Consider the following 12,927-nt stretch of genomic DNA (forward strand, 5'->3'; position numbering starts at 1 on the left):
GTTTTCCGCCCGGCCCCGGCAGACCAGGACCAGGCGCGGCCTTCGTCCAGGACATGAAGGCACTCCGCAGGGTGGCGAACATGCCGCCGGCCTCGTCACCGCACCCGGACAGGCTCGGCATAGTAGGGCAGCCGGTCGATCCGGGGCGACCACAGCCCCTTGTCGACGACAGAGCGTACATGTGCCGCGATTTCCTCCATGGGCGCGAACCAGACGTCCCCCTGCGCAAGAACCTGTTCGAGGAAACGGTGCACCACGTCCCAGCGCGCAAGGCGCCCCGTGGCAAAGGGATGCACGACCGGCACCCAAAGCGCGCCATACCGCCGAGCAGCCTCGAACTCCTGTGCGAAGGCGGCAAAGCCCTGTTCCGGCGCGCGGATCGGCATCATGTAGTCGAGATCCATCGACTGGACATATTGCGGCCAATCGTCGAGCCCCCAGTGCGAGGGCAGCTCGACCAGCCGCCCGGCCGCGCATTCCAGAAGATAGGGAATGTCGTCGCCCATCAGCGAGGCGTCGTACTCGAAGCCGCGCGAGACCAGAAGGTCGGCCGAACGGTGCGAGAAGTTGTAGAGCGGCGCCCGCCAGCCGCGCGGTCGCCTGCCGCTCGCCTTGACGATCACCTCGATGCCGCGGTCCAGCCAGTAGGCCTCGTCCTCGTCGGAAAGCTCGCGCGGATGCTCGTGCAGGAAGCCGTGATGGGCAAGCTCGTGGCCGCCTTCCAGAATGGCCTCGATGGCCTCCGGATAGCGCTCGATGCACCAGGCCGGCACGAAGAAGGTCTGCCGGATGCCGAGCCGGCGATAGCTTTCGACAATGCGCGGGATCGCCACCTTCGGCCCGTATTGCAGCATGGAGATACCGGCGACGCGGCTGTGGCTATCCTCCGGGTGGGCGATATGGATGAGGCTGTCCGCATCCATGTCGAAGGTGATGCAGGCGGCACATTTCGCACCGTTCGGCCAGGGAATGGGATTTCTGATCACGGCATGATGCTCCCGCCGTTGCTGCCGACACCCTGTCCGGTGAAGTACCGCCCGCCGGGACCGGCGAGGAACAGCGCGAGCTCGCCGATCTCCTCCGGCTGACCGAAGCGGGCAAGCGGAATGGCAAGCTCCCGCGCCCGCCATTCGGCGCTCATATTGGCCGCGCCGAGCATTTCCGTATCGATCGGGCCGGGGCAGATGGCGTTGACGAGGATGCGCGGCGCGAATTCCTTCGCCCAGGAGCGGGTAAGGCCGAGCACGCCGTGCTTGGAGGCGACATAGGGCGAGAAGGTCTCGCGGCCGTAATAGGCCATGTCCGAGGCAATCAGGATCACCCGGGCCGGCGCTTCCACCGTTCCCTCCATCAGTCCGATCGCCATCTTGCCGACGAGGAAACTGCCCCGCAGGTTGATGGCGATCACCCGGTCGAAATCGGCGACCGGCGTTTCGAGCAGCGGCGCCTCATGGATGACGCCCGCACAGTGCACGACGACATCCAGTCCGCCGAACCTTTCCTTCACCGCATCGCCGACCGCAAGGACCGTAGCTTCGTCGGAGACGTCGCAGGCGAGCGCCAGCGTTTCCGCTGCGCCGGCCTTCATGGCCGCCGCGGCGGTTTCATCGGGCTTGCGGATATCGGCGAGCGCGACACGCGCACCGGTTCCGGCAAAGGCAAGGGCACAGGCTGCGCCAATGCCGCGATAGGCGCCCGTGACGAGAACGCGCCGGCTCATGCCATCACCTCGCCGCGATCGAGCATCAGGCCCTGACCCGTCATGTCCTTCGCCCCGTCGGAGGCAAGGAAGAGATAGGGCGCGGCAAGGTCTTCCGGTTCCAGCAGGCCGGGCAGAACCTGCGCACCGACGATTTCGGCCAGCAGGTCCTCCTCGCTGCGGCCGGTGCGCAGCGACATGTTCTTCAGCGACAGCATGGCCGCTTCCGTGCGCACCCAGCCGGGGCAGACGGCGTTGACGCGAATGCCCTTCGGGCCGAGCTCCTTCGCCATCACGCGCGTGAAGCCGAGATTGGCGTGCTTTGAGGTGATGTAGGCGGCAAATTCCGGCACCGCGACACGGCTCCAGATCGAGGCTGTCACGATGATGCGGCCTCCATCAACCATATGCGGCACGGCATTGCGGGTCACGTAGAACGTGCCGTTTGTGTTGATGTCGGTGATGCGGCGGAACGTATCCTCGATCGACGGATCGGGATCGAGCAGCGGCGTGATGCGCTCCAGCCCCGCATTGTTGACGAGCACGTCGATACGGCCGAGCGGCGCAAGCGCGGCCTTCACAGCGGCGCTGTCGGTGATGTCGCATTCGATCGCCGCGACCTTACGGCCGAAACGGGCCGACATTTCCCCGGCCGTTTCATGAATGCCCGAACCGGAGGAAAGGATCGTGACATCGGCGCCGGCGGCGGCAAAACCTTCCGCCACAGCCCGGCCGATGCCCCGGCTCGCCCCCGTGACGAGTACATGCTCGCCGGAGAAATCGTAATGAAGTCGTCCCATGGATCAGCCCTTCCTTGCGTGCATGATGCGTCCGATGAGGTTCATGAGAACCTGGGCGGCGAGGATGGCCGTGCCGCCGGTATGGTCGTAGTCGGGGGCAACCTCGACGAGGTCGATGCCGACGATGTCGCCGCGCCTGGCGAGCGCCGACAGGATTTCTAGCACCTCGTAGTAGATGAAGCCGCCATGCGAGGGTGTGCCCGTGCCCGGCGCGATCGAGGGATCGAAGCCGTCGATGTCGATCGTCACGTAGTAGCGCACGCCGGCCGGGATGCGCTCTACCACCGCATCCGTGCCGAGCGCCCGGATCTGGCGAACAGAGAGGATATCGGAGCCCATGTTCCGCGCATCCTCGTAGCCCTCCTTGGCCGTCGAGGAGACGTTGCGGATGCCGAGTTGCGAGAGGCCGCTGACATAGGGTTTTTCCGCCGCGCGGCGCATCGGGTTGCCGTGGCCGTAGCGCACGCCATGGCGCTCGTCGACGAAATCGAGATGGGCATCGATCTGCACGATATGGATCGGGCCGTTTTTGGCGCAGTCCTCGGCAAAGGCATTGATGCAGGGGATGTTGACGGAATGGTCGCCGCCCAGCACCACCGGCAGCGCACCGGCCTCAAGGATCTTGCGCACCCCGAATTCAATGTTCGCGTGGCTCTTCATCGTGTCGGTGTGCACGATATCGGCGTCGCCGATGTCGACGATGGAGACCTCGCCGCTCGGAAGATAGGTGACGTCGTCCTCGTGGTCGTAGGCGCCGCCATGGCCGAAGGAGAACAACGTGGAGGCCTCGCGGATGGAGCGCGGCCCGAAGCGGGTGCCGGCACGCCACTGGGTGCCGCCGTCGAAGGGCGCACCGAGGATCGCGACATCGGCGTTGATGGCGTTCCAATCCGGCTGGTAGGGGTACTTACCGAAGGTGCAGATGCCGACGAATGGCAGGTTCAGGCGGCCGGTCTCATAGGAATTGCTGGTCATGGTCGTTCCGTTTCAGGTGGATGACAATCAGTTTGAAGGTTGCGCGCGCCTTCCGGCTCCGCGTCGTTCGGGGCGGCGGATCTCAGGGAAACCGCACAAGAAATGGTCGGCTGCCGGCTCCTGCCGCCCCGGTCGGGCAGCGCCCTCGCTAGCGCAGGGAATGTCGGGAAATGCACATGCCGGCTCCTCCTAACCTTTATGCGATAAAAACTTTATGTCACTAAAAATTCTTGTCAACACCAATTTTGGTTGCACATCAAGGAAATCGCAGGCAAAAGCCATTGAGAGAGGCAGACGGGTGATATGGCCTTGATGGGACTGAGAGAACGGCAGAAGGCAAACCGCCGCGAGCGCATCCTGGAAGTCGCAAAGGCGCGCTTCCAGACGGATGGCTACGCGCCGACGACGATCGAAATGATCGCCAAGGATGCCGACGTCTCCGCCGTCACCGTCTACAATTACTTCGACACGAAGGCCGGGCTTCTCCTCGCGCTGGTCGGCGAGAGCGACCAGCTGCTGATCCGCCAGCTGAAAACGATGATCGCGCGCGAGCCGACGGATATCATCGACGCCGTCGCGACCTTCGGCCAGATCCTGCGTCGCCACGCCATGCGCTACCTGGAGAAGTCGACCTGGCGCGAGGTGCTTTCGGCCAGCATCCAGGAGGGCAGCAGCGACTTCGGCCGGACCTATCTGGAACTCGACCGCATTCTCATCGAGCTGATGCGCGCGATGATCCTCGCGTTCCAGAAGCGTGGCCTGATCGCGGAGAGCGTGGACAGCGAGGCGCTGGCCGATTGTTTGTTCTCCCTGCAGAACATCCGTTTCTTCCAGTTCATTGCCGACGACAACAGCGACGATGCGGAAATCGACCGCCGCCTGCGCAGCGACCTCACCGCCCTCAAGGGGCTGTTCTCCGCACGATAAAGTTCCCGACCGGCCTGCTCCATACTGCCGTCCGGCCGTGTAAAACCCGCCGCATCGGACGATGCGACGGGCTGAACGGTTCTGAGATGCGCCGGCCGTCAGGCCGTCTTGCGCCAGAGCTTCGAGAGAGCCCAGAGGCCGACGGCAATACCGGCCAGCACCAGTTCGCCGATCAGGAAGTCGGTGGTCTGGGTCACGAGAGCATAGCCGGTGAAAGCGACGACGATGACGGGCGGAAGCGGCCAGAACGGCATTCTGAAGGGCCGGTGGACATGCTTCTGGGAGATGCGACTCCAGAAGGCGGCGATCCCGACGAAGAAATAGACGGTAGCGATCATGGTTCCTGCGAACATGATGAGCCAGTCGAGGCTGGACATCATGATCAGGAAGACCGAGGGAACGAGCAGCGCGGCGACACCCCAGCCGGGCGAGCGGAAGCGGTTCAGTTCGGCGAGCCTGTTGCCGATCGCCGGCGGCCAGAGACCGTCACGCGCCGAGGCGAAGACACCACGGGCAAAATACATCTGGAGCGTGAGCGCCGCATTGAAGAGTGCCGCGATGACGCCGATGTTGACGATCGTGCTGGCCCAGGGGCCGAGCGCGCTTTCCACAGCGGAAACGATCGGCGCATCCGACTGCAGGAAGGCGACGAGATCCGGCGCGGCGATGACGCCGGCAAAGAGCGGGATCGTAATGAGGATCGAGGCGAGGATCGCGGCATAGATGACGGCCCGGCCGACATCGCGCGCACCGCCGACAAGCTCCTCGACGAAGCCGCAGACCGCATCGTAGCCGTTGAGGACGTTGAAGGCCGGAGCCAGCGTCGCCAGTGCGATACCAAGCGTCAGCGGCACGAGCTGGCCGTTCTCCAAAACGACAGGATGGAACACGATATCGACAGGGTTCTGGACCGGAGCGACGATCGCCGCCAGCACGATGAGCCCGACCACGACGAGCTGCACCAGGAGAATGGCGATGTTCACCTTCGCGCCGATTTCGACCTTCGTGATGGCGATGGCGCCAGAAATGGCCAGCAGCAGGAAAGCGATCACCTCATTGGGCACGGTAATCCACGGCAGCAGGTTCTTCAGGAAGATCGGAATGCCCAGCAGCAGCGAGGCCGGGATCACGATACCCTGCGTCACGAAGTTGAAAAGCGTGATCCAGGCCAGCGGTTCCGGCAGGGCACTGCGCACCATCGAATAAGAACCGCCCGTCGACGGGTAGGTCGAGGCGAGTTCGCCGAGGCACATCGCGATCAGGACGACGACGACGCTGAGGATCAGCATCGCCCCGACGCCAAAGGTTCCGCCCACCTGGAAGACGCCCGCCGTCAGCAGCAGCACAGCCATGGCCGGCGAGGCGTCGGCCATGGCCAGGCACACCACATGCGACACCTGGAGCCGCCGCCGAAGCGTATGCGCCTCTCCATCGGCCCCTTCAAACTCCGAGCTTTGCCCGGATCCTTCCATCACTTTTGTCGATGACATCGCTCACTCCCCCCTCTTTGCATCCGGCATGGATGCGACCGTCTATCCCTCGGCCCGACGTCCACCACATCATAGGGCGGGCTCGATCCCTCCGATCGAACACGCCATGAAAGGCCCAATAATCTATAGCCGATTAAAACTTTTACTAAGTAAATTTTTTAGTCACGAAAACTTTCTTCGTCAACGGCGAATCTTCTGAAACACGCACGGACGGCCTGGTTCGCCGCTGGACTATCCGGCCAGGCAACGCCAAGCTCCTCCATCCGTGTACGCGGAGGAGCGGAACGAGAGAAGGATTTCAGGCTGCGGCTTACACGGCGGCCCGCCTGTCGTATCTGGCGATACGCGCGAGGAGGTAGTCGACCTCCGCCGTCGCCGTCGCGGAGAGCAGCTGGGCCGGCTTGCGCTGCGCGTCGGAGGACAGGACGCCGCGCCGCTTCAGAACGTGCTTCCGGATAGCAAGGCCGATGCCGAGCTGCTGCTCGTAGCGGATCAGCGGCAAATGGGCATCGAACAGGTCGTGCGCCTCGTCACGCCTGCCGGCCGCGAAGAGATCGACGAGCTCACACAACATGTCCGGAAAGCCGTAACCGGTCATCGCGCCGTCGGCCCCGCGTTCCGGCTCGAAATCCAGGAACAAGCCGCCATTGCCGCAAAGGATCGAGAAATCCCGAAGCGTGCCGGCCTTCTGCATGGCGCGAAGCTTCGAGACCTTCTCGAGGCCCGGCCAGTCCTCATGCTTCAACATTTGGCACGACGGATGGTCGCTCATGATCCTTGCGATCACTCCCGGCGTCATCACGACGGTGAGGGTGAGCGGGTAATCCTGCAGCACCCACGGAACATCCTCGCCCACCGCTTCGACGGCACCGGCGAAGTAGTTGACGATCTGGTCGTCCGTGCGCAGGGCCGGCGGTGGCGCGATCATCACGCCGGCCGCGCCGATCTCCATCGATTCACGCGCCAGCGAGCGCATGGCGGCAAAACCTGGCGCCGATACACCCACGATGACGGGAACCGCGGCGCGCGACACGACGCGGCGGACGATGGCACGGCTTTCATCCGGCTCCAGCTTCGGTGCCTCTCCCATGATGCCGAGAATTGTGATGCCCGTGCATCCGCTCTCCACATAGAAATCCGTCAACCTGTCGATCGAGCCGAAGTCGATCGAGCCGTCATCGAAGAACGGCGTGGTGGCGATCGCATAGACGCCGCGGGATCGCGTACCGAATGTCATGTCCCGCCCTCCTGCCAGGCCTGATGCCGCTTCGTTGTCTCCGCATCCATCTGTCTCGTCCTCCCTGAAAGCACCTCCGTGGAACCTTACCATCAGATTTCGGACGCGAGGACCGGTGTTGCGAACCATTCCGAAATCTTCCGTCTCCCTGCCCACGCACCTCGGCAAGAATCGGGTGGGCGCCCATTCGATTTGAGCGCAAGGATCGGAGTGTGGCCGCGACGGAACGGGAGCATGGTCGGGCTGGACCGATACGGGAAGACAACGATGACGACCGCCGCGCAACAGACCCCTGCCCTTCGCCTAGCCTCCCTGCCCGTCACGGAGGATCCTCGCTGGGCGCGTATCGTCAGCCGCGACAAGACCGCCGACGGTGAGCTCTGGTATTCCGTCTCGACGACCGGCGTTTACTGCCGCCCCTCCTGCCCCTCGCGCACGGCGAACCCGAAGAACGTCACCCTGCATGACACGATCGATGCTGCCCGGGCGACGGGTTTTCGCCCCTGCCGGCGCTGCAATCCCGACCGCCCCACGCTCGAATGCGAGAACGCGGCCCTGGTTGCCAGAGCCTGCCGCCTCATCGAGGGCAGCGAAGAGGAGCCCTCGCTGGAGGAACTGGCGGCGGCCGTCGAGCGCAGCCCGAGCTATTTTCATCGCCTGTTCAAGGCATCGACGGGCCTGACGCCGAAGGCCTATGCCGCCGCCGACCGCGCGAAGAAGGTGCGCGAAGGCCTTGCGACCGGCAACAGCGTCACCGCAGCGATCTACGATGCGGGCTTCAATTCGAGCGGCCGCTTCTACGAGAAATCGACCGGCCTGCTCGGCATGACACCGACCCGCTATCGCGCGGGCGGCGCCAACGAGGAGATCAGGTTCGCAGTCGGCGAGGCTTCCCTCGGCGCGATCCTGGTCGCCTCCAGTACGAGAGGCGTTGCCGCCATTCTTCTCGGCGACGATCCGGAGGCGCTGGTGCGCAATCTGCAGGATCGTTTCCCGAGGGCGCGCCTCATCGGCATGGACCGCGACTATGAGGCGCTGGTCGCCTGCGTCGTCGGCTTCGTCGAGGACCCCGGCATCGGGCTTGATCTCCCGCTCGATGTCCGCGGCACCGCATTCCAGCGCCGCGTCTGGCAGGCGCTGCAGGAGATTCCGGCCGGCACGCGCATGTCCTATGCGGATGTCGCCCGCCGGATCGGATCGCCCAAGGCCACCCGGGCGGTCGCCGGCGCCTGTGCCGCCAACAATATCGCCGTCGCCATTCCCTGTCATCGCGTGGTGCGCAACGACGGTGCGCTCTCCGGTTACGCCTGGGGTGTCGATCGCAAGCGCGCACTGCTCGCGCGCGAGGGCGCACGGATCGCCTGAAGCCGGAGAACTGCGAATGAACCTCCTTTCCCGCTACGATCAATCGGGCGCCTTCCTGTCCCGGCACGACGAGGACTGGGCGCGGCTGATCGACCTGGTCGGTCCCTGCCGGCACGATCCCAAGGCCGCCCGCGAACCCTATGAAGCGCTGGTGCGGGCCGTCGCCTATCAGCAGCTGACCGCAAGAGCCGGCGACGCGATCATCGGCCGTCTCAGGGACCGCTTCGAGGGACGCGACTTTCCAGGCCCGGAAGATCTTGTCGAGGCCAATTTCGACCTGTTGCGGGCCTGCGGCTTCTCGGCCAGCAAGATCGCCACCATCAAGGCGGTCGCGCAGGGCGCCCTGGACGGCCTAGTTCCGACGCGTGCCCTTGCCACCACCATGGACGACGAGACGCTGATCGCGCGCATGACCGGCATCAAGGGCATAGGCCGTTGGACGGTCGAGATGCTGCTGATGTACTCGCTGGAGCGGATGGACGTGCTGCCGGTCGACGATTTCGGTGTCCGCGAAGGATATCGCGTGCTGAAATCGCTGCCCGAACAGCCGAAGCCCCGGGTGTTGCGCGAGATTTCGCAGGCGTGGGCGCCGCATCGCACGGTGGCCGCCTGGTATCTCTGGCGCATCCCGCGCGAACGCGGAAACGTGCTGTCCTGAATGCCGGGCCGGCGTTCTCCCAACCATCACCCGAACCCGAAAGGCCGCAGGATGCACGATCTATTCGACGCACTCGTCCCGCCGATGCCCGCAGCCGAGGCCATGGCCGAGGGCGCCATGCTGCTGCGCGGCACTGCGCTCGCCTATGAAACGGACCTTCTTGCTGCGCTCGGCGACATCACCGCCCAGTCCCCGTTCCGCCACATGGTCACGCCGGGCGGCTTCACCATGTCCGTCGCGATGACGAATTGCGGCGCGGCGGGTTGGGTTACGGACCGCACGGGCTACCGCTACGACCGCAACGATCCGCAAACCGGCCGCCCCTGGCCCGGCATGCCGGAATGTTTCCTCGCCCTTTCCGTAGAGGCCGCGACGGCCGCCGGCTATCCCGGCTTCCGTCCCGACGCCTGCCTGATCAACCGCTACGAGCCCGGTGCCCGTCTGTCTCTCCACCAGGACAGGAACGAGCGCGACTTTGCCAACCCGATCGTCTCGGTCTCGCTCGGCTTGCCGGCGACCTTTCAGTTCGGCGGGCTGAAGCGCACCGACCCCGTGAAGAAATTCGCTCTCCGGCACGGCGATGTCGCAATCTGGGGCGGCCCGTCGCGGCTCTTCCATCACGGTGTGCCCGAACTGAAGGACGGCATGCACGAGACCGTCGGGCGCATGCGCATAAACCTCACGTTTCGCAGCGCCCTGTAGCTCCCAGCCAGGCGGTTTCTCCGATTTGAAAACAAGGATCGGAGTTTGGTGGTGCGGCACGGGCGATAGGTTCGATCATCAGCCCAGAACAAGGAGTGACGGTGATGAACCTGATGATCAGAACGAAGACGCTGCGGCCCAGGCTGCAGGTAAAATCCTCCTCGGCACCCGTCGACATGCTTTCCTATGCGATCGCCGCCAGCGCCTTCGGCAAGGTGCTGGTCGCGCGCAGCGGAAAGGGCGTCTGCGCGATCCTGCTCGGTGACTGCGCCGAAGACCTTTCGGCAGACCTTGCCGCCCGTTTCCCCCGGTCCACGCTGGTTGAGGACGAGGAAAGCGTGAAAGACGACATCGCGAAGGTGCAGCGCTACATGGCAATACCCGCACGCGGGCTCCATCTCGCGCTCGATATGCGCGGCACGCCGTTCCAGCGCCGCGTCTGGGAAAAACTGCAGAACATCCCCGCCGGCAGGACGGTGAGCTACCGGGAGTTGGCCGGCTGGATCAGCCCGCTTGCCAACCCCCGTGCCGTCGGCAGCGCCTGCGCCGCCAATCCCATCGCGCTCGCCATCCCCTGCCACCGCGTCGTGCGTGGAACGGGCGAACTGGCCGGCTATCGCTGGGGCCTCGAGCGCAAACGCGCCCTCATCGAGAAGGAAGCCACGGCATGAACGGCGCTGCAATCGATATCCTCCCGACCTTCGCGGAGATGTCCGCGGAGGCACGGGTCGCTACCTGCGACTGGACGGCGCTTGCCAGCGACCTCGACCGCTATGGCTGCGCCGTCCTTCCGGGGCTTCTCGCCCCGGAGGAATGCGGCAGCCTCGCCGCACTCTATACCGACGAAACCCATTTCCGCAGCCATATCGTCATGGCGCGGCACGGCTTTGGAAGAGGCGAATATCGCTACTTCAAATACCCGCTTCCCGGCCTGATCGGCGGCCTTCGCACCGCGCTCTACCCACGCCTTGCCGGCATCGCCAACGACTGGAACGGGCGGATGGGGCTGGACCGGCAGTTTCCCGAAGCACACGCGGCGTTCCTGAATCAATGCCATGCGGCCGGCCAGACCCGGCCGACGCCGCTCCTGCTGCAATATGTACCCGGCGACTTCAACTGCCTCCATCAGGACCTCTACGGCGATCTCTCATTCCCGATCCAGGTGGCGATCCTGCTTTCCGAGCCCGGCCGCGACTTCACCGGCGGCGAATTCGTGCTCACCGAACAGCGGCCGCGCATGCAAAGCCGTGTCGAGGTCGTGCCGCTGCGCCAGGGCGATGCCGTCGCCTTCGCCGTCCACAATCGCCCGGCCCAGGGCACGAAAGGCAGCTACCGCGTCAACCTGCGCCATGGCGTCAGCCGCGTCCGCTCCGGCCTGCGCCACACGGTTGGCATCATTTTCCACGACGCCCGCTGACGGCGCAGCCTGGGTTTCCCACCCTCTGCCCGCCCGTCGCGCAATGCGCGGCGGGCTTTCCTGCCAGGTCCACAGCGCACACGACAACGCCGCGCCGGATACCCGGCGCGGCATCCGCAACGATTTTCTATCCGCTTTTCAGGGGGCTACCGGCTGCCGCTCTCGCGCCAGAAGAACGTGCTTGCGGCGGACGCCCCACCGATAGCCCGATATCGAGCCGTCCTTCTTGATGACGCGGTGGCACGGCACGATTACGGCGACTGGATTGCTGGCGATCGCAGCCGTCACCTCCCGCGCATCGCGCGTGCCGAGCCTTCCCGCCAAAGCCCCGTAGCTGGTGGTCTGTCCTGCAGGGATCTCGCGCAACAACTGCCAGACCTGTTTCTCATAGGGCGTTCCGCGCAAGTCGAGCGGCAGGTTGCAGCCGGCGGCAGGATCATCAACGAGCCCGGCCACGATCGCCGTCATGCTTGCGATTCCCTCATCGCTGCGTTCCAGCGCCGCCTGCGGGAATCGCATGCGCAAGGCGTCCTCAGTCGCCATGCGCGCGGAGCTGAATTCGAGGGCCACGATGCCCTTCTCGGATACGGCGAGCAAGAAGTCGCCAAGGGAGCTGATCCCCCAAGCAAAGCGGATGGTCTCGTGCATCGTCTGTTGCCTTCCCGGTTCGGTATCGGTCGAACATAGACGCCGGTACGACGGGCCTCTCTCCGTTCCTTGCTTTCAAATCGAAAGATCGATGGCCAACAGCTCCGGAAGGCGTGCCACGGCCAAGGTACATCAAGGCGGTCGGATGGCCCCTCAGCCAAAGCGGAATCGCTTCGGCTGAGGACACGCAGGAAAAACAGGTAACCAGGGCAGTTCCGGCGTGCGGGTGTTGTTCTAGTGCTTCAGCACGCGGGCGAGGAAGGAGCGGGCGCGCTCGTTCTGCGGATTGTCGAAGAAACTGTCCGGCTTGCCGATCTCCAGGATCGCGCCCTGATCGATATAGACGATCCGGTCCGCCACCTCGCGGGCAAAGCCCATTTCGTGCGTTACGATCATCATCGTCATGCCATCGGCGGCCAGCTCGCGCATCACGTCGAGCACCTCGCCGATCATTTCCGGATCGAGCGCCGAGGTCGGCTCGTCGAACAGCATCAGGTGCGGCTCCATCGCCAGCGAACGGGCGATCGCCACGCGCTGCTGCTGTCCGCCGGAGAGCTGACCGGGATATTTGTGCGCATGCGCCTTCAGGCCGACGCGGTCGAGCAGCCGGAGCGCGGTCGCCTCGGCCTCGGCCTTCGACTTGCGGTGCACGCGCATCGGCGCGATGGTGATGTTCTCCACCACCGTCTTGTGCGGGAAGAGGTTGAACTGCTGGAACACCATGCCGACGCCCTTGCGGATGGCGGCAAGTTCGCTTTCGCCGCCGAGAAGGCGGTCTTCCTCGACGGGCATCGGATATCCGTCCACCACGAGGCTGCCATTCTGGTACATTTCCAACCCGTTGACGCAGCGGATGAGCGTCGACTTGCCCGAACCGCTCGCGCCGACCACCACAACCACCTCGCCGCGCGCGACGGAAAGGTCGATGTTCTTCAGGACGTGGTGGCTTCCGTAGAACTTGTTGAGGGTCTTCATTTCGACGATGGTGCTCATGGAGCGGCCTCCGGTG

Annotated in this window: 14 protein-coding genes; 6 read left to right on the forward strand and 8 right to left on the reverse strand. The window is 64.7% G+C overall.

Annotation, left to right across the window (positions count from 1 at the left end; all coding sequences use genetic code 11):
* Nucleotides 1-95 precede the first annotated feature (95 nt).
* The 4 genes from P9A16_RS24495 to speB are packed head-to-tail and all read right to left on the reverse strand — an operon-like array spanning nt 96 to nt 3,474.
* On the reverse strand, nt 96-986 hold the full coding sequence (locus tag P9A16_RS24495) for a polysaccharide deacetylase family protein (protein ID WP_023516563.1): 891 nt from the start codon (nt 984-986) through the stop codon (nt 96-98).
* Nucleotides 983-1,720: an SDR family NAD(P)-dependent oxidoreductase gene (locus P9A16_RS24500; RefSeq protein WP_023516562.1), complete on the reverse strand. Its 738-nt coding sequence runs from the start codon at nt 1,718-1,720 to the stop codon at nt 983-985. Before P9A16_RS24500 ends, P9A16_RS24495 begins: the two co-directional genes overlap by 4 nt.
* The gene (locus P9A16_RS24505; protein WP_023516561.1) at nt 1,717-2,499 is read right to left on the reverse strand and encodes an SDR family NAD(P)-dependent oxidoreductase; all 783 of its coding nucleotides are present in this window, start codon (nt 2,497-2,499) and stop codon (nt 1,717-1,719) included. The genes P9A16_RS24500 and P9A16_RS24505 overlap by 4 nt, the downstream gene beginning before the upstream one ends.
* Nucleotides 2,500-2,502: 3 nt before the next feature.
* Complete coding sequence (gene speB / locus P9A16_RS24510) at nt 2,503-3,474, reverse strand: agmatinase (protein WP_023516560.1); 972 nt, start codon at nt 3,472-3,474, stop codon at nt 2,503-2,505.
* A 312-nt stretch (nt 3,475-3,786) separates the two neighbouring features.
* Here speB and P9A16_RS24515 point away from each other — a divergent pair, with 312 nt between their 5' ends.
* The gene (locus P9A16_RS24515; RefSeq protein WP_245290176.1) at nt 3,787-4,401 is read left to right on the forward strand and encodes a TetR/AcrR family transcriptional regulator; all 615 of its coding nucleotides are present in this window, start codon (nt 3,787-3,789) and stop codon (nt 4,399-4,401) included.
* 98 nt (nt 4,402-4,499) lie between these two features.
* Here P9A16_RS24515 and P9A16_RS24520 read toward each other — a convergent pair whose 3' ends face one another.
* Nucleotides 4,500-5,891, reverse strand: a complete 1,392-nt coding sequence (locus tag P9A16_RS24520; protein ID WP_023516558.1) for an APC family permease — start codon at nt 5,889-5,891, stop codon at nt 4,500-4,502.
* 310 nt (nt 5,892-6,201) lie between these two features.
* Complete coding sequence (locus tag P9A16_RS24525) at nt 6,202-7,128, reverse strand: dihydrodipicolinate synthase family protein (RefSeq protein WP_278026003.1); 927 nt, start codon at nt 7,126-7,128, stop codon at nt 6,202-6,204.
* A 267-nt stretch (nt 7,129-7,395) separates the two neighbouring features.
* Here P9A16_RS24525 and ada point away from each other — a divergent pair, with 267 nt between their 5' ends.
* From ada to P9A16_RS24550, 5 genes are all read left to right on the forward strand, one after another.
* Complete coding sequence (gene ada / locus P9A16_RS24530; protein WP_023516556.1) at nt 7,396-8,493, forward strand: bifunctional DNA-binding transcriptional regulator/O6-methylguanine-DNA methyltransferase Ada; 1,098 nt, start codon at nt 7,396-7,398, stop codon at nt 8,491-8,493.
* A 16-nt stretch (nt 8,494-8,509) separates the two neighbouring features.
* Nucleotides 8,510-9,151 carry a DNA-3-methyladenine glycosylase family protein gene (locus P9A16_RS24535; protein WP_023516555.1) on the forward strand — a complete coding sequence of 214 codons (642 nt, stop codon included), beginning with the start codon at nt 8,510-8,512 and terminating at the stop codon, nt 9,149-9,151.
* A gap of 51 nt (nt 9,152-9,202) precedes the next feature.
* Nucleotides 9,203-9,853 carry a DNA oxidative demethylase AlkB gene (gene alkB / locus P9A16_RS24540; protein ID WP_023516554.1) on the forward strand — a complete coding sequence of 217 codons (651 nt, stop codon included), beginning with the start codon at nt 9,203-9,205 and terminating at the stop codon, nt 9,851-9,853.
* A gap of 104 nt (nt 9,854-9,957) precedes the next feature.
* Nucleotides 9,958-10,524, forward strand: coding sequence for a methylated-DNA--[protein]-cysteine S-methyltransferase (locus P9A16_RS24545; RefSeq protein WP_023516553.1), 567 nt, complete (start codon nt 9,958-9,960; stop codon nt 10,522-10,524).
* Nucleotides 10,521-11,270: a 2OG-Fe(II) oxygenase gene (locus P9A16_RS24550; RefSeq protein ID WP_278026004.1), complete on the forward strand. Its 750-nt coding sequence runs from the start codon at nt 10,521-10,523 to the stop codon at nt 11,268-11,270. The genes P9A16_RS24545 and P9A16_RS24550 overlap by 4 nt, the downstream gene beginning before the upstream one ends.
* Nucleotides 11,271-11,408: 138 nt before the next feature.
* Here P9A16_RS24550 and P9A16_RS24555 read toward each other — a convergent pair whose 3' ends face one another.
* Both P9A16_RS24555 and P9A16_RS24560 read right to left on the reverse strand, forming a co-directional pair.
* Complete coding sequence (locus P9A16_RS24555; protein ID WP_023516551.1) at nt 11,409-11,918, reverse strand: methylated-DNA--[protein]-cysteine S-methyltransferase; 510 nt, start codon at nt 11,916-11,918, stop codon at nt 11,409-11,411.
* Between the two features lie 234 nt (nt 11,919-12,152).
* On the reverse strand, nt 12,153-12,911 hold the full coding sequence (locus P9A16_RS24560; protein WP_023516550.1) for an amino acid ABC transporter ATP-binding protein: 759 nt from the start codon (nt 12,909-12,911) through the stop codon (nt 12,153-12,155).
* Nucleotides 12,912-12,927 lie beyond the last annotated feature (16 nt).

Source organism: Shinella sp. 838, from assembly GCF_029623935.1.
Lineage (GTDB): Bacteria > Pseudomonadota > Alphaproteobacteria > Rhizobiales > Rhizobiaceae > Shinella.

Coding starts and splice junctions, on each gene's coding strand:
- P9A16_RS24555 (WP_023516551.1), bottom strand. CDS start 11,918: ATGCACGAGACCATCCGCTTTGCTTGGGGGATCAGCTCCCTTGGCGAC.
- speB (WP_023516560.1), bottom strand. CDS start 3,474: ATGACCAGCAATTCCTATGAGACCGGCCGCCTGAACCTGCCATTCGTC.
- ada (WP_023516556.1), top strand. CDS start 7,396: ATGACGACCGCCGCGCAACAGACCCCTGCCCTTCGCCTAGCCTCCCTG.
- P9A16_RS24535 (WP_023516555.1), top strand. CDS start 8,510: ATGAACCTCCTTTCCCGCTACGATCAATCGGGCGCCTTCCTGTCCCGG.
- P9A16_RS24525 (WP_278026003.1), bottom strand. CDS start 7,128: ATGACATTCGGTACGCGATCCCGCGGCGTCTATGCGATCGCCACCACG.
- P9A16_RS24560 (WP_023516550.1), bottom strand. CDS start 12,911: ATGAGCACCATCGTCGAAATGAAGACCCTCAACAAGTTCTACGGAAGC.
- alkB (WP_023516554.1), top strand. CDS start 9,203: ATGCACGATCTATTCGACGCACTCGTCCCGCCGATGCCCGCAGCCGAG.
- P9A16_RS24515 (WP_245290176.1), top strand. CDS start 3,787: ATGGGACTGAGAGAACGGCAGAAGGCAAACCGCCGCGAGCGCATCCTG.
- P9A16_RS24550 (WP_278026004.1), top strand. CDS start 10,521: ATGAACGGCGCTGCAATCGATATCCTCCCGACCTTCGCGGAGATGTCC.
- P9A16_RS24545 (WP_023516553.1), top strand. CDS start 9,958: ATGAACCTGATGATCAGAACGAAGACGCTGCGGCCCAGGCTGCAGGTA.
- P9A16_RS24505 (WP_023516561.1), bottom strand. CDS start 2,499: ATGGGACGACTTCATTACGATTTCTCCGGCGAGCATGTACTCGTCACG.
- P9A16_RS24500 (WP_023516562.1), bottom strand. CDS start 1,720: ATGAGCCGGCGCGTTCTCGTCACGGGCGCCTATCGCGGCATTGGCGCA.
- P9A16_RS24520 (WP_023516558.1), bottom strand. CDS start 5,891: ATGTCATCGACAAAAGTGATGGAAGGATCCGGGCAAAGCTCGGAGTTT.